This is a genomic window from uncultured Aquimarina sp., from assembly GCF_947495315.1.
Taxonomy (GTDB): Bacteria; Bacteroidota; Bacteroidia; order Flavobacteriales; family Flavobacteriaceae; genus Aquimarina.
Map to the genome: position 1 here is coordinate 208,011 of NZ_CANLYD010000011.1, position 20,522 is coordinate 228,532.

At 34.6% G+C, this 20,522-nt stretch carries 32 protein-coding genes; 2 read left to right on the forward strand and 30 right to left on the reverse strand.

Annotated elements, in window-relative coordinates; translation table 11 throughout:
- Positions 1-261: 261 nt before the first annotated feature.
- From Q0910_RS18825 to Q0910_RS18840, 4 genes are all read right to left on the reverse strand, one after another.
- Positions 262-579: a hypothetical protein gene (locus Q0910_RS18825; RefSeq protein WP_299219762.1), complete on the reverse strand. Its 318-nt coding sequence runs from the start codon at positions 577-579 to the stop codon at positions 262-264.
- 71 nt (positions 580-650) lie between these two features.
- On the reverse strand, positions 651-1,313 hold the full coding sequence (locus Q0910_RS18830; protein WP_299219765.1) for a hypothetical protein: 663 nt from the start codon (positions 1,311-1,313) through the stop codon (positions 651-653).
- Positions 1,310-2,545 (reverse strand): antirestriction protein, encoded by a 1,236-nt coding sequence (locus Q0910_RS18835; protein ID WP_299219767.1) that lies wholly within the window; start codon positions 2,543-2,545, stop codon positions 1,310-1,312. Before Q0910_RS18835 ends, Q0910_RS18830 begins: the two co-directional genes overlap by 4 nt.
- A 61-nt stretch (positions 2,546-2,606) precedes the next feature.
- Positions 2,607-3,251 carry a JAB domain-containing protein gene (locus Q0910_RS18840; RefSeq protein WP_299219770.1) on the reverse strand — a complete coding sequence of 215 codons (645 nt, stop codon included), beginning with the start codon at positions 3,249-3,251 and terminating at the stop codon, positions 2,607-2,609.
- Positions 3,252-3,536: 285 nt separating this feature from the next.
- Here Q0910_RS18840 and Q0910_RS18845 point away from each other — a divergent pair, with 285 nt between their 5' ends.
- The gene (locus Q0910_RS18845) at positions 3,537-3,758 is read left to right on the forward strand and encodes a hypothetical protein (protein ID WP_299219772.1); all 222 of its coding nucleotides are present in this window, start codon (positions 3,537-3,539) and stop codon (positions 3,756-3,758) included.
- Between the two features lie 145 nt (positions 3,759-3,903).
- Here Q0910_RS18845 and Q0910_RS18850 read toward each other — a convergent pair whose 3' ends face one another.
- The 19 genes from Q0910_RS18850 to Q0910_RS18940 form a co-directional block, all read right to left on the reverse strand.
- The gene (locus tag Q0910_RS18850) at positions 3,904-4,134 is read right to left on the reverse strand and encodes a DUF4248 domain-containing protein (protein WP_299219774.1); all 231 of its coding nucleotides are present in this window, start codon (positions 4,132-4,134) and stop codon (positions 3,904-3,906) included.
- A 1-nt stretch (position 4,135) separates the two neighbouring features.
- Complete coding sequence (locus tag Q0910_RS18855; protein ID WP_299219777.1) at positions 4,136-4,363, reverse strand: hypothetical protein; 228 nt, start codon at positions 4,361-4,363, stop codon at positions 4,136-4,138.
- An 8-nt stretch (positions 4,364-4,371) separates the two neighbouring features.
- Positions 4,372-4,545 (reverse strand): hypothetical protein, encoded by a 174-nt coding sequence (locus tag Q0910_RS18860; protein ID WP_299219780.1) that lies wholly within the window; start codon positions 4,543-4,545, stop codon positions 4,372-4,374.
- Entirely contained in the window at positions 4,542-5,228 is a 687-nt protein-coding gene (locus tag Q0910_RS18865) for a hypothetical protein (protein ID WP_299219783.1), read from the reverse strand. Before Q0910_RS18865 ends, Q0910_RS18860 begins: the two co-directional genes overlap by 4 nt.
- Before the next feature lie 24 nt (positions 5,229-5,252).
- Positions 5,253-5,825: a CHAP domain-containing protein gene (locus Q0910_RS18870; RefSeq protein ID WP_299219786.1), complete on the reverse strand. Its 573-nt coding sequence runs from the start codon at positions 5,823-5,825 to the stop codon at positions 5,253-5,255.
- On the reverse strand, positions 5,747-6,139 hold the full coding sequence (locus tag Q0910_RS18875) for a hypothetical protein (protein WP_299219788.1): 393 nt from the start codon (positions 6,137-6,139) through the stop codon (positions 5,747-5,749). The genes Q0910_RS18870 and Q0910_RS18875 overlap by 79 nt, the downstream gene beginning before the upstream one ends.
- Positions 6,140-6,205: 66 nt before the next feature.
- Positions 6,206-7,192 carry a peptidoglycan-binding domain-containing protein gene (locus Q0910_RS18880; protein ID WP_299219791.1) on the reverse strand — a complete coding sequence of 329 codons (987 nt, stop codon included), beginning with the start codon at positions 7,190-7,192 and terminating at the stop codon, positions 6,206-6,208.
- Between the two features lie 4 nt (positions 7,193-7,196).
- Positions 7,197-7,622 (reverse strand): hypothetical protein, encoded by a 426-nt coding sequence (locus tag Q0910_RS18885; protein WP_299219794.1) that lies wholly within the window; start codon positions 7,620-7,622, stop codon positions 7,197-7,199.
- Positions 7,623-7,625: 3 nt separating this feature from the next.
- Positions 7,626-7,808 carry a hypothetical protein gene (locus Q0910_RS18890; RefSeq protein ID WP_299219796.1) on the reverse strand — a complete coding sequence of 61 codons (183 nt, stop codon included), beginning with the start codon at positions 7,806-7,808 and terminating at the stop codon, positions 7,626-7,628.
- Positions 7,809-7,882: 74 nt separating this feature from the next.
- The gene (locus tag Q0910_RS18895) at positions 7,883-8,716 is read right to left on the reverse strand and encodes a hypothetical protein (RefSeq protein WP_299219799.1); all 834 of its coding nucleotides are present in this window, start codon (positions 8,714-8,716) and stop codon (positions 7,883-7,885) included.
- Positions 8,700-9,035 (reverse strand): hypothetical protein, encoded by a 336-nt coding sequence (locus Q0910_RS18900; protein ID WP_299219802.1) that lies wholly within the window; start codon positions 9,033-9,035, stop codon positions 8,700-8,702. Before Q0910_RS18900 ends, Q0910_RS18895 begins: the two co-directional genes overlap by 17 nt.
- Positions 9,036-9,106: 71 nt before the next feature.
- Positions 9,107-9,406 (reverse strand): hypothetical protein, encoded by a 300-nt coding sequence (locus Q0910_RS18905; protein WP_299219806.1) that lies wholly within the window; start codon positions 9,404-9,406, stop codon positions 9,107-9,109.
- A gap of 15 nt (positions 9,407-9,421) precedes the next feature.
- The gene (locus Q0910_RS18910; RefSeq protein WP_299219808.1) at positions 9,422-9,943 is read right to left on the reverse strand and encodes a hypothetical protein; all 522 of its coding nucleotides are present in this window, start codon (positions 9,941-9,943) and stop codon (positions 9,422-9,424) included.
- A gap of 38 nt (positions 9,944-9,981) precedes the next feature.
- A complete protein-coding gene (locus Q0910_RS18915; RefSeq protein WP_299219810.1) occupies positions 9,982-10,386 on the reverse strand; it encodes a hypothetical protein in 405 nt (134 codons plus the stop codon).
- A 51-nt stretch (positions 10,387-10,437) separates the two neighbouring features.
- Positions 10,438-11,061, reverse strand: coding sequence for a hypothetical protein (locus tag Q0910_RS18920; RefSeq protein ID WP_299219813.1), 624 nt, complete (start codon positions 11,059-11,061; stop codon positions 10,438-10,440).
- Positions 11,062-11,184: 123 nt separating this feature from the next.
- Positions 11,185-11,769, reverse strand: a complete 585-nt coding sequence (locus Q0910_RS18925) for a hypothetical protein (protein ID WP_299219815.1) — start codon at positions 11,767-11,769, stop codon at positions 11,185-11,187.
- A gap of 124 nt (positions 11,770-11,893) precedes the next feature.
- Complete coding sequence (locus Q0910_RS18930) at positions 11,894-13,147, reverse strand: hypothetical protein (RefSeq protein WP_299219818.1); 1,254 nt, start codon at positions 13,145-13,147, stop codon at positions 11,894-11,896.
- 10 nt (positions 13,148-13,157) lie between these two features.
- Positions 13,158-14,117, reverse strand: a complete 960-nt coding sequence (locus Q0910_RS18935; protein WP_299219820.1) for a hypothetical protein — start codon at positions 14,115-14,117, stop codon at positions 13,158-13,160.
- A complete protein-coding gene (locus Q0910_RS18940; RefSeq protein ID WP_299219823.1) occupies positions 14,117-14,578 on the reverse strand; it encodes a hypothetical protein in 462 nt (153 codons plus the stop codon). Before Q0910_RS18940 ends, Q0910_RS18935 begins: the two co-directional genes overlap by 1 nt.
- Positions 14,579-14,770: 192 nt before the next feature.
- On the opposite strand from Q0910_RS18940, the gene Q0910_RS18945 reads away from it, so the two are divergent.
- On the forward strand, positions 14,771-14,941 hold the full coding sequence (locus tag Q0910_RS18945) for a hypothetical protein (protein WP_299219825.1): 171 nt from the start codon (positions 14,771-14,773) through the stop codon (positions 14,939-14,941).
- A gap of 57 nt (positions 14,942-14,998) precedes the next feature.
- Here Q0910_RS18945 and Q0910_RS18950 read toward each other — a convergent pair whose 3' ends face one another.
- The 7 genes from Q0910_RS18950 to Q0910_RS18980 all read right to left on the reverse strand — a co-directional run bounded on the left by Q0910_RS18950 (position 14,999) and on the right by Q0910_RS18980 (position 20,083).
- The gene (locus Q0910_RS18950) at positions 14,999-15,202 is read right to left on the reverse strand and encodes a hypothetical protein (RefSeq protein ID WP_299219829.1); all 204 of its coding nucleotides are present in this window, start codon (positions 15,200-15,202) and stop codon (positions 14,999-15,001) included.
- Between the two features lie 76 nt (positions 15,203-15,278).
- On the reverse strand, positions 15,279-17,810 hold the full coding sequence (locus tag Q0910_RS18955) for a T9SS type A sorting domain-containing protein (RefSeq protein ID WP_299219832.1): 2,532 nt from the start codon (positions 17,808-17,810) through the stop codon (positions 15,279-15,281).
- Between the two features lie 116 nt (positions 17,811-17,926).
- Positions 17,927-18,178 carry a hypothetical protein gene (locus tag Q0910_RS18960; protein ID WP_299219835.1) on the reverse strand — a complete coding sequence of 84 codons (252 nt, stop codon included), beginning with the start codon at positions 18,176-18,178 and terminating at the stop codon, positions 17,927-17,929.
- Between the two features lie 3 nt (positions 18,179-18,181).
- A complete protein-coding gene (locus Q0910_RS18965; protein ID WP_299219837.1) occupies positions 18,182-19,393 on the reverse strand; it encodes a hypothetical protein in 1,212 nt (403 codons plus the stop codon).
- Positions 19,383-19,589 (reverse strand): hypothetical protein, encoded by a 207-nt coding sequence (locus tag Q0910_RS18970; protein WP_299219840.1) that lies wholly within the window; start codon positions 19,587-19,589, stop codon positions 19,383-19,385. Before Q0910_RS18970 ends, Q0910_RS18965 begins: the two co-directional genes overlap by 11 nt.
- Before the next feature lie 25 nt (positions 19,590-19,614).
- Positions 19,615-19,905 (reverse strand): helix-turn-helix domain-containing protein, encoded by a 291-nt coding sequence (locus tag Q0910_RS18975; RefSeq protein ID WP_299219842.1) that lies wholly within the window; start codon positions 19,903-19,905, stop codon positions 19,615-19,617.
- 1 nt (position 19,906) lies between these two features.
- Positions 19,907-20,083 (reverse strand): hypothetical protein, encoded by a 177-nt coding sequence (locus Q0910_RS18980; RefSeq protein WP_299219845.1) that lies wholly within the window; start codon positions 20,081-20,083, stop codon positions 19,907-19,909.
- Between the last annotated feature and the right edge of the window lie 439 nt (positions 20,084-20,522).

Consider the following 20,522-nt stretch of genomic DNA (forward strand, 5'->3'; position numbering starts at 1 on the left):
TGTAATATCTAAAATTTATTTTCATGTGAATTACGGTTTTCCACAGAAATCAGTTAATTATTGGTTATTTTTCGCAAACCACCCCATAACTGAAGTTTCATTCAGTTATGGGGTGTGTATGAATTTATTATTGTCTCTAAAATAATAAATAAATTCTATTTTACTATTTTTTCCCTCAATTATTTGTATAAATTACACTGTCGTTGTTTTCAAAAACTGTGGATCAGCGAATAACAAATGGCTATTGTATTTTTTGTGTTTTCATTTAGATTGATTATAACGATTCCATGTCTTTGTTTCAGGTTCATATTCATACAACAACATTTTTTCCTGAAACCTTTTGGTAGTAAAATGAAAGTGACCATATTTTTGGATTAAGCCAAATAATATTTTCTTGATATAATAATCATCTTTTGACATATCAGGAACACCATTAAGCATAAAAATGCCCGTACTCATTTCGGCTCTCCCTTTTTCATTAGAAATCACTAAAACACCTTTCTTTTTTGCTTCAGCATAAAAAGTATCAAATAATTCTTTATCCAAAATGATATTTTCAGTGACTAAAATCTTTTTCACAACTAGGGTATTTTCCTAGTCAAAAGTACAGAATTTGGAAATTTTCCTATTTAAAAGTTGTAAACAGAATTTTATTTGTTAAAAAGCCTTTTAAACAACCCTTTCTTCCTCTCTAGGACAACTGTAAACAAACTATCCGCTTGAGATCCATGATTATGAAATTTAATCTCTGCCACTGCTCTTTTTTTACGAAATAGATTCCAGGGAGACTTACCTGGCTTTTTATAGTAGTAGAAAATATCAAAGTTGTGTGTGATTTTATAATTGGCCATCAGGGTATCTAACTCAGGAACATAAATACCTTCAAAATCTAGGTCCGGATTATGGATTCCAAATTGTTTTGCAGGAAGAGACTTTAATTCGTTTACTACATAAACCGTATCCCTTCCCTTTGCTTTAAAGTTTCCTTCAGTCGAAGATTTGACTGCAGAGTAGCTGATCAGATTTCGTTTCAAATTACCCACTTCTTTTTTAAGCATTTGCTGGAGTTCTTCATTCATAACCAGTTTAGCATTTCTAGCATTGATTTCTGCAATTTGTGCTCTGGCTCTGCTTTTTCCTTCCTTATCTTTCCACCTTTCTATCTCCTGAAATTGTGTATTTTGGATTTCTTTAAAGTCAGTTACTTTTTGTCGTTCTCTTTGCCATTGAAAATAAAGAATCCCTAATAAGATGACTAAAGCTATTGGTAGTAACTTCCAGATCGTTTTTATAATATTGAGATAATAAGTCATAACATGACTGTTTGAGGTTGTTCTTCTAATTCTTTAGTCTCTGCAGCTCCGATAATTTCTTGTGTTGAGATGTTGTACTTAATACCAGTGATGCCATATCGATTTTTGGTAGTAACAGCATAATTATTCCTAAAAGTATCATCTACTTTGATCACTTCTATATTGATCCCCGCATCATATAAAGGAGCTGTTCCTCCACGAATTGTTTTCTGAGTGGTCCTTTGAAAAATAACAATGAAGATGGTATCCGGATTTTGTTTTCGTAAGCGATCAAAGTCTTGTGAGGGTAATCCTGTTTTATTCCAACTATCAATAATAATCACATCAAAAGTGCCAACGGCACTTGTAATTGTATTGTATCCATCTGGTAACTGATCTGCTCTAGAGATACGATTTCTGTTTTGTGGACTTAGGTATTCATTTTTCATTCTGGTGATCAGATCTGACTTACCACCGATCTCCAAAGTAAAAATGGCAACATTGTTTCCGATCTCAGCAAAGGCATCTGCTAGTTGATAGGTAAACCTAGTTTTACCGCCTCCTTGATCACCTTCAATGGTAATTGCTAATTCAAACTTTTCTAAATCTCCCAGCAATTCTCCCATCGCTCTCGGTAATCGAAAGGTTGGAGTAGTACTGGTGATGGGTTGTTGATCAAATGAGGTAAACAATTTATTCCTCTTGACATCTGTAATTGGGATGTTTTTGGTCTCTTGTGAAATAATGCAATCTATACCGGATAAACCCTCTATTGGGGTTCGACTTACAATGTTTCTAAGTTCAGATCGCCATTTGCGATTAATTACAATTTTCACCTGTTCCCGCAAGATCATTTCATTATGTTGCTTGATGAGTTTATGTTGCAGTTGTTCTATGTGTGCCGCATAGGGATCATTTTTGGTGATTTCTTTGTTAGATACTGCTTTTTGTAGTTTGTATATAAACTTCTTCAGTCCATCTTTAGATTTAATGGTGCTGTGCATATTCAGAAATGTCTTGATAAATGAGATAGAAGAATTATTCTGAATTAACTTTTCCTGAGTAGGTAGATACTCGTTCAGTTGTTCCAGATAGATATCAATAGTTTCTTTGATTTCCGATTCTTGGTGATAAAAGTTTTTGGCTTCCAAAAAGAAATGATGTCCTTTTTGTAAAATATCAGGAAGAGTTTTGATATTTACCTTCACTATAGCTTCGTTATAGTTATCGAATGAAATAGATTGCTTTTTCATTAGACAATACTATCAGATTTAGATTAACTAATTTCGGGTTGGTTCTTAATTAGTTCTAATCTCATAATTTACCCTCTTCAGCAAATGAATAGAAGCTCTCTTTGGTTAGAATGATATGATCTAATAATTGAATATCCAATAGTTCTCCGGCTCTTTTAATCTTGGAGGTTATCTGAATATCTGAAGTACTTGGTTTTAAAGCCCCAGATGGATGATTGTGAGCTATAATGATACTTGTTGCCAAACTTTTTAGTGCAACGGAAAAGAGAATCCTTATATCAACAACGCTTCCTTTGATGCCTCCAACAGAATGTGTATGATATCCCAGAACTTTATTGCTGTTGTCTAAATAAAGAACGAAAAATTGTTCCCTGACTTCGATAGTGTTTTTTGTATAAAATTTGGATAGGGTAGTAGCTACATCTCTTGCAGAACCTATTTTTCCTTCAACCTTTCTTTTCCTAATAAAAGTGATCTTAATTTCTGGAATAGGATTCATTTTAGAAGATTTTTTTATATCTCCTAATCCACTAATGCCATACTTATGATTTTTGGAAACCTTACCAAGTGAAGCATTTTTAGACTTTAGTTCTTTGGATGCTCTTTTGATCGCATTGGTCCATTTCTCTCCTTGTTTACGGATTTGTTTGGCTCGTTTGCTGATTTGAGCTACGGAATTAGTGGTTTTACTTTTTCTTCTTGTCATTACTTAAGAATATCTGTGAGTAATGATATGGAATTGTCAAATGTTGGTTTCGGGTTGAGTTCTCATATTACTCAAAAAAGAAAAAGTAGCTAATTAGAACACTTTTGAATGTTTTAATAAAAAAGTTGAAAATTATATTTCTTCCTATAATATGAGGAATCTTATATTAGTAAAAAAATCTGGTACGAATGTGCCCAATCGCACAAAAATGGAGGTAAAGAAGTTAAGTTTAATTATTTAAACAGCTAAATTCCCATAATTAATCTAAAATATCTTATAAATATTATGAAGAAGGTTTTTACAGAATTAAAGAATTATGAATTATTATCTAGGGAACAATTAAAACACATTGGGGGTAGCGAATCAATTGCTATGGCTGGTGTATATTCTTGTAAATGTTTTAATAATCCAGGTAGTTGGGTCGGATGGTATGATTCGGATTCTCAAGCTGATAGTGCTATTTCTGCATATTGCGATCATGGTGGAGGTTATTGCTTAGCCTATTAATTTATTATAATTTTTTTTTACCCTAAGCCTATGGAATAATATATTTAATAGGTTTAGAGTTTAGTGATATAATCTTAAAAAAGATAAATAGCTTCCTGTATTATGTTTATACCAGCTTTATATCTTCCTTAAATATTATTTTGCTTTAAGGTTCCCCCAACCGTTCAAACAAAAAACGCACCACTTCTGGCCTCAGGAGTTTGGTGCTTTTTTTGTAACCAAATTTTTCTAGTTCTTCTAGATAGGTATGTATCCAAGAAGAAAAAGTTTTGGTGCATACATTATACAAAGCTGCCAGTTCGTATTTATAATAGGCCTTCAGTTTTGTCGGTTGTTCCCCTTCAAAATAGGTTCCTTTTAACTGTGAAGACTCCATACTACTTTGCTAAGTTTTTATTTGCGAAAGAATCATATCTTTCTTTTCCTTCCCATAGGGATTCTAGAGATTCTGTATCATCATCTACTTCATAGATAATCGGTTGTGGGTTTTCTAAAACATATGGAGCTCCAAAGCTATCAATCGCTACTCCATACTCAGATGATATTTTTTCCAAAGCTTTAATAAAAGCTCTGCATCGTTTTCTTTTATCCTTTTGAAGTTTCATATTCCATTTCATAGTGCGTCATTGTCTGTATTTAATTCTTCACCTAGACAGGTTCCGATAAATCCTCCAATTAATATGAAGGGATAGGTTTCCTTTGAAGCATACTTCTTCGCTACAATAAATCCAAGCATACTCCCAATAAGTACCCAACCAGCTTTCTGTGTGTTTTTCGATATCCTCATGAGTTCATTCTATTCTTGTCCTGAGCTTGTCGAACGGATAGTAATAACCATCCTCCTGCAGCTGCCAATGACCCCCAAGCTGCTAATTGTAATCGTCTCCGTCTTTCATCTCTAAAATCTATTAGTGTTACTGTAAAAGAATTTCCATATCGTTTTCTGTGTTCATTAGAAAGTTTTAGAAAACTTTCAAAATCTTTTGCGTTAGCAAATACCAAACACCCTGCAGAAAAATCATCAATGACTTTGGTCGTTCCTTGTTTTCTGGCTCGGTGGATATTAATTCCAAATCTTCCAGTATCCAGAAACCCTGATTCAAACCATTTAAAAAGCCCTTTTCGTTCATAGTTTCTAATAACACTTACGGGAGCTTTTTGTACTAATGCCTGATAGACTCCTCGATGTAATCCCAAACTATATGCATCTACATACTGTCCTTTCTTCAAAAAAGCAGTTCCTTTCGGATGCATAGGATTTTCTAACCAATATTGTCCAGGATCTGTAGTCGCTTTAAACATATGATATACCCATTTTCCTTTATCATTGGTGTAAAACACATGGATCTCATCATCAAAACGATTACTATTTATAAAACGGCTGCGATACCCAACAATATTCAGTCTATATGGCTGTCTATAAATTTTATACCCTTTGTTTTGTAATATCTGTAAACTCTTTACTAACATCTACTTTAATGTTACATATTGATGCTAATTGTTACCAATGAAATCAGAAACTACCCATATTTGTTTTTTGAGTCTACGTTTTCTGTAAACACCATCACCTTCTCTGGATCCGTTATCGTTCGTATTTCCTTCTACTGTGATAACCCATGTCGACCCCCACTGATCTATAAAACCAATGTGAGCCGGACGTTTTAGTGTGTGATACCAAACCATAAATACATCTCCTATTTGCGGCTCTTTTACTTCAAACTTTCCTTTCTGATAAATACGCTTACGTTGCAATGCATAACTCGGTACCCACCCGCTGAGCGGGTTCTGAATACCTACATTCTGATAAACCCAAGAAACAAAAGCTGCACACCAGGCATATCCAGGAGCTAAATTCACACTCTCCAGATACATCTCTACGTGAGATCCTCTATTAACACCACCAACTTCGCGAACTCCTACCTGAGAATCATATAATTCTTTGACGCATTCTCGTATGTGCTGTTCATCGTTTTCCTTAGTTGTCAGACTTACAGAGTCCTGGCCAATAAGGCCACCGCAAACAAGAAAGCAAAGAATATAAAAGTGGATAATTTTAGTTTTTGCCATGGTGTTATGGTGTTAAAATCGTTTCTAAAATGATGATCTAGATAATCTTCTGAAGTTGGCCAGATGAGTTTCATTAGAATTCGTACAATTCCATGCAGGATAAAAATTCCAATAATGGCAAACAGATATACCTGAAATACTCCGGCATCATAGGTTCCTGCTGTGGGATCAATCCATCGCAGGAAAACTGCACTATGTATCCAAAGAATGAGTCCTACTGCTAAGGAAGAAAGCTCTCGCCATACCTTGAAATAACTCCAAAGGGGTTGGAACTTATCAAAAATCGGTTGTAACCATCGAATTACTTTTTTCATGTGTTCTATTGTTTTTTGAGATTTGTTTTATGTTATAGCTATTCATAATAAATCCGTCTCTGACGGTTAAATTGAGGATAGGTTTCTGGTAGGAGCAAAGACTGTTTCTCCCGATTGGGTTAAAATTCTGGTAACTCCATTTTCTATTCCTGTGATGTATCCTACGACTGTATTGGGAGTTAGTTCCGGAACAATAAAGGATCCATCGACAGCCTTTAGTAGGGTAGGTTTAACTGCGATAGCAAGATTCCATTCGTTGTTGATTTGATCAGTATTTCTTTCAAAGGTGTCGATGACACTGCCGAGTCCAGGAATAAACCACACACCTCGCGTGTTTTGTTTGAGTCCCATTCGTCTAAATTCGGCTCGAATTTTTACTTTCTCCAGTTCCTTTTGTTTGAAAGCCACACTTAAGAGGGCATTAACCAAAGAAGTGACCCTGATCCCTGCAATCCGTACTCCCTGAAAAAAAGTACTGACTTGTTGATATTGATCTACAGAATTTATTTTCTTCAATCCACCAAGTACTCCAAACAGGTTTCTTTTATTAGCTGCTTCTATAATTTCCCTGGAAATAGATGCTGCATCAAACTCTGAATTTGTTGTTTTACCAACTAAACTGGTGAAAATACTTTGTGTAATTGCTGAAGGAAAACCAGCAGCCCTCAATGCTCTTTCTGTTCCTTTACCGAAAATTCCATCCACACGACCATTTCTAAAACTTGTTTCTTTGATGATCATAGCAGCTTGTCCGCCTTTAGCTAAGAGTGCATTTTGTATCATAGCTACCAAAGTACCTCTGGCACCTCTCTTCACCGGAAAGCTGCCAGAGGCAGCGATTGGCAAGTTTGGTGTTGTTATCGTGCCTTCAGAAGGAATAGTAATAGGATCATTTATGGCACTGCGCCTTGCAGCAGCTTTATTTCTAAAATGGTTATAAGCAAGGTATCCTAACCCTAATGCCATGCCTCCTCCAAGCCCAATCATCAAAATCTGCTTTTGTGATAATGACTCTTTTTTCTTTCGAGTGCTACCTTTTATACTTCGTTGCATCTTTTTATCTTTTTGAATTAATGATTTCATTAGCAATAGCAAACTCTTCAGTAGTGAGTTCGCTTTGCAAGTCAGCTGCCAAATTTCTACCTTCCAAATCTCTATAAGCACGTCCAACTTTTCGCATCATAGAGGCAGTTGGGATTTGCTCTAAGGTTCTGAATAAGGATTCTTCATCTGTTCCCCATCCAAAAGCATTATCATTTTCAAATGCCATTACTAGTCTTATGGCAAAATTGGCAGGATTTCCTTCAGTAAGTGCCTGCCTTTCGCGAATATCCTTTTTAAACCTTCTTACTAAAGCCCGAATCCCAAAAAATGCAGCAGCTCCCAATCCTGTGGCTAATAGTATTGAGGTGGTAGTTTTGCCAACACTTACCTTTGGTTTACTTTTTATGGTTCGCATTGCGAGTGCTGCTGGAATTGCCATGGATTATCCTTTCTTTATCTTCATTTTTACCAGATTTCGGATAAAGGCGTCATTCAAAAACATATGTTCCATTTTGATGATACCCTTAGCTCCAAAATTCCTGTTCATTGTTTCAAAAGCTTTTCGTACCTGATGCGCTTCCGTTTTATCTTTTACGGCTACGTTTATTGTGATCGGTGTTTTCATATTTTTTTAGTTTATAGTATTAAGTAAAGAGTACACAGTATTAAGTTCATAGTTGTCTATGTACTTTGTACTCTCTACTCAGTATTCTTTTTATTCGCTTCCGTCTTTCGTTTCAATTGATTGAGATAGTAGGCTATTTTCTGGATCAGTCCTCCGTCATCTTTTATCTGATCTCCTAACTGAAGCATCAGTTGGAGAACCTGTTCAAACTGTTCTTCGGAAAACACCTCACTAAGATGTTCTAAAATTTGGAGTAAATATTCTTTGTCATCTCCGTTTTCGCTATTCTCAGGTGTCTCATTGAACCCCAACCTCCCCAGTGTTCCCGCAATTCCTTTCATCTGATTCGGATATTGTTTGGTCAATCCCGAAATAGCACCTGGAAGTAAGGCTTTTCCTAATTCTACAAATCCTAACTTTTTAACCAAGGCCTCAATTTCTTCTTGCTTGGTTTCTGCTTCTTTTTTGGACTCATCGAGGTTTTTTTCGAGTTTCTCTATCTCTTTTTTGCTTTTTGCAAAAGACTCTTTGAGTCTTTCAAAATCTCGTTTTTGGAGTTCTTCCTGAAGCATATGGTGCACTTTGTGGTGTACTCCGTTTAAGGTTTCTTCATTACTTTTTGAAATTTCTTCCAGTTTCTCCTGGAGCTTTCGGTTCTCCATAGAAAGGCGCTGGATAGTGAGCTGATCTTCAACTGCAGGAGTTGCCGATAGTTTTTGATGAGCTACAGGCAGCATTTTTACATTTGATTCTGATAAAGGAACTTTTAGCGTGTCTAGTCTAGACTGACCTTGCTCCATTTTGTATTTTACATAGGCACTTTCGCTTGAAAAGCCTAGACGATCCATTTCTGCATATTGCTCTTCATTTAATCGTACCGACCCGGGTTTTCTATTCCTTGCTTCCATCATCTTTTGTCTTTAATATTACCTGAAGAAAGCGAATGGTTCGTTGGTATTTTCGAGTATTGATGATTTCAATACGATCTGCATGTTCGTGAACATTTTCCACAATCCCCTGTGTGTACCAATTATCATAGCGTCCATAGTCTGATTTTACAATCAATCCCCAAGCGATATAAGTGACCAACCATATTTCATTATTCGCCTGAAATTTTAACGTCCCATTTGGTGGGATCATAAACTCACGATAAACAATCCTATAATTCTCATATCCACGTTCTTTAGCTCTTCTATCTGCATACTGCAGTGCAAATTCCTCCCTCATTACACATAGTCAATTTTATTATCTCACACGCATAGCGTGATTTATTATTTCACTCTTGTGGAGATAATTGATTAGTAATTTCTTTTTACGGAAGCCCTTTTTGGAGCTTCTTCAACTAATAACCATACCGTTACTTCATATGGATAGTTTACTTGTCCATTATCCTGATAAAAAGCGGTGATGTAATCCGTATCACCCTGTTCATCCAGTGGGATTAGTTGTTCTTTCTTAGCTACATCAGATAATTCAAGCTGCATATCCGGGCTCAATTCCTTTTCAATCACTTTTGAGAAAGTGTCTTCTGAACGTAACTGCTGTTCTTTATAGAAAATTCCTCGTTTCTGAAATAATGATAATGTTCCTAATAGCATACTATGAGGTTTAGATTACGTATATTCTTCGAAGGTTATAAAAGTGGATCCGGTATGAATTCCACTCCATAAAAAGAAAAGATCAGGATTACATTGTCCTTCGAACTGAAGGTTTAATTCCTTGTGTTCTTCAAGTGGTTCCAAAAAACCATCTCCTTGATAAAAAGGAAACCGGTCTGTAGCAGGGTGTGCAAAATACCACCATCCTTCAGTTTGCTGTTCTACATAAATATCAGGTGGATAAGTGTCATTATATTCAATACCATCATTCAATTGAAGAAAACGTTCATCTTCCATTTTAGAATCTGTAATTCCAAAATAATACCTGGGAGTGATAGGTGAATCGCTACATTTATTTTCTAGTTTAGAAGTAACTAAAAGCGCATTAACTTTTGCAGTAGTGAATGGAAGTTTTGCCCCTGCGTTCAAAAATTGGTTTTCCCTTTGGATTGTAAATTTTATAGGGACAAACTTCCTCCGCACTATAACAGTACTATGGTCACTTTTATTGTTTTCTTCTTTAATTATACACTTCATCACTACAAATCATTAAGTTTTCCTTTGGTTAGCTTTATCTACAACCGTTCACTAATCAGTAAGATAATTGTAACTGTATAACCTCTTTCAAAAGTGGCATTACTATGATCTTTATCCTCAAATCGTACCTTTACTGAAAGATCACCTGGTAATACATCTCCTAACTCAAAGAAGCGTTCACGTGGTGCAACACTTAAGGAGGACATCAGAATTTTACTTTCAAAACCATCTGGGAATAGTTCTTCGCCACCAATCTCAATACGTTGTTTTCCTCTATAGTACAAACGATCTGGATACTCTGATATCAATTGAATTCCCTTCACCAGTTTGGTATGTTTAGGAAGTTCAAAATTATCTACGGTAATTAGCCCATTCTGTTTTTCCACCTTAAAGGAAAATATTACTCTGGTTTCTTTGGTGTTTTCTTTTTCTTCTAAGTTCATTAACTATCACCTTTAATCAGTTATTCAATTTTTGTCTAGCACGGCTCGTGCTTAGGCTGGGACGGTTGCTGTTCCGGCGAGTACTACTTTGATCAATGCTTTTTCCGGAGCATCGTCACCCAGTTCGATATTGAATTCGAATTCTTCATCATCACGAATAAAGCGTGGACTTTCTAAAAAATACGTTCCCAAATTGAGCATTGTATTACCATCTGTTGCAAATTCTTGCATTGGACGTTCATCGATAATAATCTTCTTGTTGGCAATCAGAGAGAATACTCCATTCTGCAATCCACCTACTTTTTTGATACTATCAAAATTGGTTTGCTTGATTACTCTTTTCAGTTCTGAATCACTTCCTGGAAGATCGCCTTCAATCTCAGCTGCTAAGAGAATAATCCTGTTACAAAGGAAAAGACGATCTTTCTGAAGCTTTGCCTGAGTAACATTGGTAATCCCAATCTCTTTGGCATCCTGAGTTTCGAACATATTGATGTTGGCTTTGTTTCCTGCAAATTTGATCGAATAGTATGCGGTATCTGCTAATTGCAGTCTCCCTTCTTTGATTCCTGTAGCTACATTTACCATAGCGGGATCATATTTCTTAGCCTGATCTCTAAGTGAGATATGAGCATTCACAATTTCCAAGAACTGTGATCTTGAACTTTTTTTCATTGTATTCATCGTTTTAGTTTTTTAGTTATTGAGTATTTGAGAGATGAGACTTTGAGTTTAGAGGAGATAAGTTTTTGCTTACTTTTTACTCATATACTCAATTGCTCACAAACTCAACTACTATCACGCTACTGCATTGAGTTCTGTGATGTCTTCAGCTCCGTTTAATTCCATCATATCGATTCCATTTATATCTCCGTCAAATCCATTGGCAAAATCTTGTTGAATGTCAATGGTTGGTAATTGTTCCCCGTTTTCGATTTTTCGGATAATCTCATCAACTTCACTGGTATCAAAATCTCCTGTATCTACAACTTCAGATCCCATAAATACCAAAGGGCGATCTTCAATATTTCCAAGTGCTAGTTTTTGGGCTAGAGAAGGAGATAACTTATCCAGAAATAGTTTCTTACCGATAGCTTTTAGAGACGTAACTGCCCTGTCCTTGGCATCATCCAGATTATCTTTAATTCCATCAACTCCATTAGTGGTTTGCGGTTTTGTGCCAAATCCGTTAGAGAATGCCATTCCTACTCCGGCAGAAGTGATCCAGTTTTTTCCGTAGTAAGCTCCCCCGAATATGGTCAACGCGCCCAATGCCAGGGAATACCTTCCTACAGCTGATCCTGCGATCATTCCTAATACTCCTGTGCTGAGATGCTTTCCAACTTCCAGAAGACTATCTTTTGTATTTGCTGTTCTTTTCATAATTATTTAATATTTGCTTTATGTTTTGGTTATCTGTGAGCACTAGTTTTAGTACTCCAAAAATCCCTGAGTGATTCGAATAGGGTTAGCTACTTTTTTGTTGATCATTCTTTTTCGCGCTGGATTATAAAAGAGCCCTTGGTACTAACTTCTCAGGGGCTTTTCTTTTGGTCCTCTTTTTAGTAAGTGATCTGCTACCTTTTACAAATCTTCCTAATGCATCTCGTTGCGTTGTTTTTCGTTTCCTTTGTTGCGAACGTTTTCTGGGAGTTCCAGAGATTGTTCTAGTAGTTTTCTTTTTACCAGATCGCATTGCAATGGCAACACCAGTTCCGACAACCAATATTCCAGCTCCAATAAGAATGGGTGTTTTATGCTTTTTAAAAAAGCTTTCATTTGCTGGAGTATTGGTATTCGGAGTTTGAGGTAATGCTGTGTTTTGAGTTATTATTTGAGGGTTCACTGGACGTCCGGGAAAAGAAGGCGTGAAGTTATGTACTGGAAATTGTTGCTGTCTTGGATCTCCAAATTTGACGGGAGATACTTGTTTTGGTTTTTTAAATAAACTCTCAGCTTGTTCTTTTACCTCTTTTCCCTTAGTGAAAATGTTACCAATCTTTCCTACTAAAGCTGCAACTCCTGCCACTGCACTGGTTGCTGCAGCAATAGAGGCACTAGTCGCTATAGCTCCCAACCCTTCTATCTGAATCTCATTATTCAAAAATGCTTCAACCACATCAGGATCAGACTCTACTACAAACTTTTCGAAAGGATCATTAAAAACATCCGGTTCTCCATCATCGAATGGGTTTCCTAAAGCATAACCACTGAGTGGTACTTGTTTGTCTTTGTTACCTTTACCTTTAAGAATGGCCTTCTTGAGATTCTTGACCTTACCGCCAGCCATATCATAAATCTTCTCTGCTTTAGAAATGGCTTTTCGCATTTTGGCAAACTTGCGCATATCTCCACCTCGTTTTCTGGCTTCTGCTTCACTGAGATATCCAAAACGGAGCTTTTCGGCTACTTTGAACATATTGATTTTCATGGCTAACAGAAATCCGTTTCTAAGCAAGATCGTAGCTGGATTTAAAAAACGGTTAAAGGTTTTGACCACTGGTTTAATAACTTTCTTACCAAACTTTTTTAAGCCTTTTCCAATCTTTTTAAAGAAACCTCCCAATCCGTCGATCACATAGATATTCTCATCCAGATCGGCATACATTACTACATTCCCATTATCGTCCAATATCTCATAAGCAATCTCCGGGGTGGGGTCAGAGACTCCATTTATTATCTCACTCATACTCTGAGAATCTGTTATATCTAGAGCATCTAGTCCTGTGGCATCGAAGCCATCTAATCGGTGTAATTCCATATCGTTACTATTATTTGGTCAATGACCTTTTTCTATTCTTATGTTGCTTCTTTTTACTGGCATTACGAGTTTTGTTTCTGGCACTGCTAGTTTTGCTTTTTGTATTACGGGTGAGGAGCTTTAAAACTCCAACACCTGCCGCTACCGATATTCCTGAAAGGATTAAAAAATTAAACAGGTTAAAATCTTTTTTTGGTGATATCGTTTTGATTTGTTTTCCATCATCCAACCGAAACGGTGACAGGACGCGTCCTGATTTATTTATAAGGGGCAACTTGACATCTTCAGTTGGAACAGAACAATGTGGGTATACTTTTTTTGGATATATTACTTTTCTTAATGGAATCGGTGATTCTTCGAGTGCATCCAGACTGATATCTGCCATATCTACACCGCTTAATATTCCAAGACCTTCAATAGCTATTTTTTTATCAGTAGGAATAATATCCCTTTTTTCGGAGTAGGGAACTTCATAATTGAACTGATCAGCTACACAATCAATGATAATATGTCCATTTGCAGTTGGAACAATAGGGTATACATGTTGAAAATGATGTTTGCCACCGTATTTAGTGATTCTCATTTTAAAAGGAATCCCAAGGTTGGTAAGAATACTTCCAATAAAAACGGTATAACAATCACAGTCCACACCATTCATACGATCCGACCAGGTTCTTGATGGTCTGCGAACCTGTTCAATACCTGTTTTATCCATTTTATACTGGATGTGCTGATACACGAAGCTCCATATGTTTTTACAGGTGTCTTGGACACTATTTGTTTTTAGCTTCTTTGCTAATAGGGTAGTATCATTTAATGTCTCTCGCACTACAAGTTGCATCAACTGGAGAGTATCTTCTAATTTTGCTTTACCAGAACCTACAATAACCGTATCCTTTTGAACACTCTGAGGAATTAGATGATCAAAGCTCTTAGTAGTGCGAATATGTCGTTTACTGTTTGCTTTCATTAAAGTTGTAGAATAATATTATCAGTTTGTTCGTAAGGCAATCCGTTGACACGGGTAATTATTTGCGTTTGCAAGTTCAGTTGTATGGGATTTCCTAAACGGATATCACTGGCTACTTTGGTTCCTAAAATTTGAATTAATGTTAGCCATCCAGCGGATTGGATATGAAGGTCAAAATCTTTCTGGCTGTTTTCTGGAATCTCTATTACGTTGTTTTCTACTGTAGAGCTTCCCAGAAGTTTGTTCTTATGTAAAATCTTGACAAAAGGATGTTGTAAACGTAAGGCTACAGGATTAGGATTCTGTAATTGCACCACGGCTTTGAGTTCAATTCCCATTAGGTTGACCTTATGGATTCGTACTCGAATCCTGGAAGTGATATTGGTACTCGCTTTTTGTAAACGAGACAAGTATCGAATTGAAAATAAAGCAGCCAATCCACCAGCGATCCACTTAAACATACTCTTTCTTTTTTATCAAAGAAATAGCTTGTTTAATTGCATTGCAAACAGGGTTGTGTAAGCTTGTTTTAGGTATGGAAACTACTAGTAATTATGGTAATTTGGTAGTGTACCAGTGCTTTTTGAAGATTTTATGGAGATGTATGGTTCTTGAATCTTAAAAACGCTGTTTTGAACTTAAAACAAATAAAAATGATCTATAGATTTTGGAGTAAAGCTGAATTGGCGATTCGTTTTGGAATTAGTAGAGAAACCCTACGATTACGATTGAAGAAAATCAAAGGATTGGAGACGGGAAGAAGACAACTGTTGTATCCTTATGAGGTGCGTTTGATTTTTAAGGAGTTTGGGGTAGGAGAATAACAAATTGTATCGCAACTATTATTACAATACAATTTGTTAATTTCTTTTAATGGTGTTTTAAATCACATAATAATCCATATATGTTCCCCCACATCTACCTGCTGCCTCATTTGCAAGATGGATAGCTTTAAATCCAAGAGATGTATGAAATTTTACGTTGCAAGATTGTCTTCTACCTTCTGTATCATAACCTCCATCAATTTTTTTTTGCGCTTCTCTTGATAATGTTTGAATTCCTTTTACATTTAAAATACTCTTCATAGATAATTCGTATTAATTATACATTTTAAAAGTAAATGTTTTCAATTCCAATTTTCCTACCTTTTTAGGGTAGTCTTTATTGTTTTATTAACCTAATGATAGTCTGTTTATTATTGCTATGGATTATTTTGACAAAGTAAAAGCCAGAAGCCAGAATAGGTTTAATTTCAGTAATATCAAAATTATTGTTTTTTGAAAAAACTTCATTGCCTAATGCATCAATTATTTTAATGTTATAGCTTGCCGAATAGTTTAATGGTTCAATTTTCATTACATCTAGAACCGGGTTAGGATAAAGGTTAAAAACTGATGTTTTATATGATTCATTAGGATACTCAACATCTTCATTACTTAAAACTCCTTTTAAATTATTAATCCAATATAATTCTCTACTATAAGATACAATTAAGTCTGAGTTTTGATCTCCGTTTAGATCTTCGTACAATATTTTAAAACCATATTGATCACAATTACTAAGACTTTCTCTATAAAAAACTTCTTTTTCCGAATATGTGTTTTCATAATTATATTCAAACCGAATAGAGTTTGAGCTTCCACTTCCAGAAGTAGTGTAAATGTTATCTACCCAACCATTACTATCTAAATCATAAAAATATACCTCATTTGTTATAAAGTTCGACGATTCTTTGAGAAGTTTTTTCGAGAAATTGCCTGATCCCAAATTCTCAATGATAAAGATTTTAGTTCCTAAATTACTTGTTGTAGAAAATAGAATATCGTTATCTAAATCACCTTCATAATCTATTATATTAATCCCATTTACCAAATTGGTATTAAAACTGTCCGGAGTAAAAACTTTGGAAAAAGAAAAATCTCCATTATTAATATAAATTGACCCATTTACAACTATATCAGGTAAGTTATCTTCGTTTAGCAATCCAACAACTACAGATCGTCCAGAATTTATACTACTTGATAAATTTCGAGTTGTGAAATCATTATCTCCATTATTAATAAGTATATTATAATTACCCTCATTTGAATAGAAAATATCAACTTTGTTATCATTATTAAAGTCATAGACAAAAAGTTTAGAGTAATTACGAGCACCAAATGTCGCAATCTCGTTAATTTGTGTCGAATTTAATTCCTTCCAAAAAATCTTATCGTCTGCAAACATGATTATTTCGTTCTCACTATCATTATCGATATCCCCAATTTCGTAATCTTCAAAATTTCTAGCCGTATCTGAAAGTAGTTTTACACTTGAGAATTCTCCATTACCAATGTTTTCATAATAAAGTAAACTTGAATACCAATAATTATTAGAGGCAGAAACGACATCTAAGTCTCCATCGGAATCTATATCTAATGTTTTTATTTTTAGAGAATTACCGGAATGTAAAAAGTTGTTGAATGAAAAATTTCCGAAACCATCGTTTTTATACCACGCCGGATTTATTGGGTTTAATGTACATTGATCATTTTCGAAAGATAGAATTATATCTTGGTAACCATCAACATTTATATCAGAAACAGAAATTGGATCAAAACCACAAGCGCCATATATAACATCCTCTAATAAATAGGAAGTCTCATAATCATTATTCATATTATTAACTAATTTGAACACATTAGAGCTATTACTATATATGATATCAATATCTAAGTCATTATCTAAATCAACAGGTAAAAACTTTTTTATACCATCAGCTTCCTTTATCAAAGCTTTTTCAGATAGGATACTGTTAAAATCGTCAGTTTTAGAATTTAGATAAACGTACAATGAGCTGGAATTACTATTGCTTTCTTTGTATAATGAAACTAAATCAACATAATTATCATTGTTAAAGTCTATCAACGAAAACATTTCCATATGTAAACTATTAGGTAGAAAATAGTCAATAATTACCTCGTTGTTTGATTCAATTACTCCATTTTTGTTTTTAATAAGTCGAATTTTTCCTTCTGATTTGGCAATTAAATCTATAAATCCATCATTGTCAATATCTTTTTGACTTAGCTCACTACTTCTTGCAAAACCCGAATGCTTATATTCAATTAAATTGAATACACTATTTCCAATATTTTTAAGATGATAAAGTCTTCCTTGCTTGGGAAAAAAAATGTCTATGTCAGAATCATTATCAACATCGAAAGAAATAAACTCATTAATTACTCCAGTTTCATATTCAAATAAAGTAATACTAGGTTTAAAAGTTCCATCACCATTATTTTCAATAAGTTTAATTTTTGATATCCAAGAGTTGTTACTTAATTTGTAATTTATTGAATAGAGAATATCACTATAAGTATCGAAATTATAGTCAATTGTTTTTAGGTCCGACACGTTATAATCTATAGTGTTACTTTCATTAAGTAACTTTTCTATTTTTTTTAGAGGAGAAAAACTACCATCTCCATTATTTACAATTAAAGCAATGTTTTTTTCTGTAGTGCACCCTTGATAACGATATTGTGGTGCTAAAACAAAATCAGGAAATATGTCTCCATTAATGTTTGCCGCTTCTTTATGATAATAATCCTCATTATAGTTAATAAAGTTTCTATCTTCGTAAGTAGTAACTTGGGAAAAAGTATAAATGGGTTTAAGTAAAATGAGTAAAAAAATAACTATACGATTCATAAGCTAAATATTTTTCGCAAAAGTACTTAATAGTATTTAATCACTGCCCGCCCATTCAGGGTAGTTTTATGTCTTTCTAGTACTACAATCTATGTTGCTATTCAATATAATGTATATCAAAAGACCCTAATCCCACCCTTAAACTTAGCCAACTTCTTACCGTTAACTTTATTCTCATAAATAATCGCCGTTTCCCAGGTACCTTTAAAATGTTGTAATAACATTTTTTCTAATCGTATGATCCCCAAGGCTTTATTGGGTTTTGATTTTTTATGTTTTTTATCAAAAGAATAAAAGGTTCTGGAATTGCCGTCGTTAAAATATACAACACATTTGCTTAATGCTTCTGTTGGATTAGGATGTGTCATTGTTTATGCGTTTACAACCTTATGTAAACTTTTTTCATAGAGCTGGAGTAAACGCTCGTCTTTATATTGAGACAACCGTTGTTGCTGTATTCTAAAGAGCTGTAAACGGGTTTTGTTTTTGTGTTTGCCAATTCCTTTTTTATGATCTTTCCATTCAGATGCTGTTTTTTGAATCAGAATTTGGTTTCTGATTTCTTTTTTCAGCAATTCCTGTTTTAAAAACCATTCATAGGTTTTATTAAATCCGTTGCGCTTATTTTCAGGATTAAAATATAGATGTGCTGGAGGAACCCAGCGATTGGGATTTCGGTCTAGCCATCTGGAAACCATATCTATTCGTTTAAAAAGGATTTCCTGGTAGCCTTCCCAGTCTTTTGTGCTTCCGGTTATCTTAAATTTTCGATACACTGATGCCCAGATACAATTCAGGATTTCGGTTTCTTCTGGTTGACTTAGTTTGATATTAGGATACAATAGGATTTTGGCATAGTTCCAAAAATCGCGCACTAGTTGTAATAAAAAAGCCGAATCTACCTCTTTTGCATTCGTAGATGTTGCCATCTTTTTTTGCTTTTTAGAGGCAGAATTTCGGCTTTCCCTGATGTTCTTGTGTTGTTCTTGTGATGTTCCTGTAACGGAGTTATCAATTTCTTTGTGAGCTGGTAAGCGAACTCCTTCTTTTTTGGTTACTAACTTATCCACAGTGCTATTATTATTTTTTAGTTCTTGTTGTTCATGAACTAATGGGTGTAAATTTTTCACTTTGCCGTCAGAGACGGTATTATTACTTTTTAAATGAGGTGGTATTTGAATATTGATGGTTGATATCTTTCTCGCTTTAAAAATGGTCGGATTGATCCATAATTCTATCCCGGATTTTCCTCTGTGGATTTCTTTGATAATAAAGCCTGCAGCTTTTAATCGTTCTTTGTGATTGATAATGGTTCTAACCGTACAGCCTTTGCAAGATGCCAGACTAGGGTTAAAGGTTTTAAAGCCTGGAAGATCTTCGATAATATCCTCTCCCAATGTAATAGCGTGATTGAGTTGTTTAGCATACAATCGTGTGATTAATTCAGCAGTGGCTCTATGATTTGCATTGAGTCTTTCTGTAAGTTGATGATGATTTTCATTGTGAGTATCGATAAAGGTTTTGGTAGCTGTAAACAGCTGACTAAAATCAAAATAAACGCTAGTAGTGTTATTACTTTCCATAGGATTTGTTTTTAAGAGATTGTAATTCTTTTAAAGACGATAATACAGAGTCACAACAGAAAATAGTATGATTGACTTTCTCTTTGAATATGTGTCGATATCGATCTCCAAATTGTTTCTTTAAGCATTGTATAATTCTTACGGAATCTTTGCGTTGTTCCTTTATAAATAACAGTTGTTCTTCTAGAGTTAGCATAATAATTCGATATGTTTACAAAAGTTTACAGTACAATATGTCTGTTTAGATATTCGAGAATACTCTTCTTAGAATACCGAATGACTTTTCCCGCTTTAGAGTATCTGATTTCGTCACAATCTCTTAGCTCCTGTAATTTGGTTTTACTTTTGATCCCTAAAAGTTGTTTTGCTTCTTCAGCAGATAACCAGTCATTAGCTGGATCCATATTAGCCATGGCTTCTTCTTTTGCTTCCCGAATGGTGGTTCTGACCATTTGCATCATTTCTTTTTGTAAATGCTGAAATGCTTCCGATTCTAATACGATTACTTCCATATTATTCTTTGTTTACATTAATTTCTAATAGTTTGAGAAATTCTGGTCTTGAAATACATGGAGAATCTGTATCTTTTTGATTGTACAATAGACCTAGATGTTGTTTAAGAACCTGTTCTCCGAACGGTAACTCTTTTTGAAGCAATACATCCTGTTTTGATCCAGTTGATTCTATCATTTTTGAATTTCTCTTTAATCTGGGTGTAAAGAGAAACAATAGAATCATACCAAAACAGTGGTAAAAGGGTTTACAACCCTTTGTTTTTATTTTAAACAATTGATTATTATGTTTTTATAAGAAACATATAACCTGAATTTGTAAAAAAACAAGAGTAAAAATGCTACTAATCCCTTAAAACCTGCTAAAAAACTAAACCCTTTTACAACCCCTAATTTTCAATTATTTTTCAAAATTTAGGTTGAATTTGAGTTTTAGTATGGAAAAACACCTTGAATTATGTTTCGCTTTGAATAGTATCAAGTTTTAAAAGCATCCCTCTCAATATTTTTTTAACTGAAATTTTAGTACTATCCGGAATTGAATAATATCGGTTGCTTAAACTTTCTGGAGAAATAACTTTGGTCTTATGGGTTTTGAAAGTAGAGGATAAAAACTC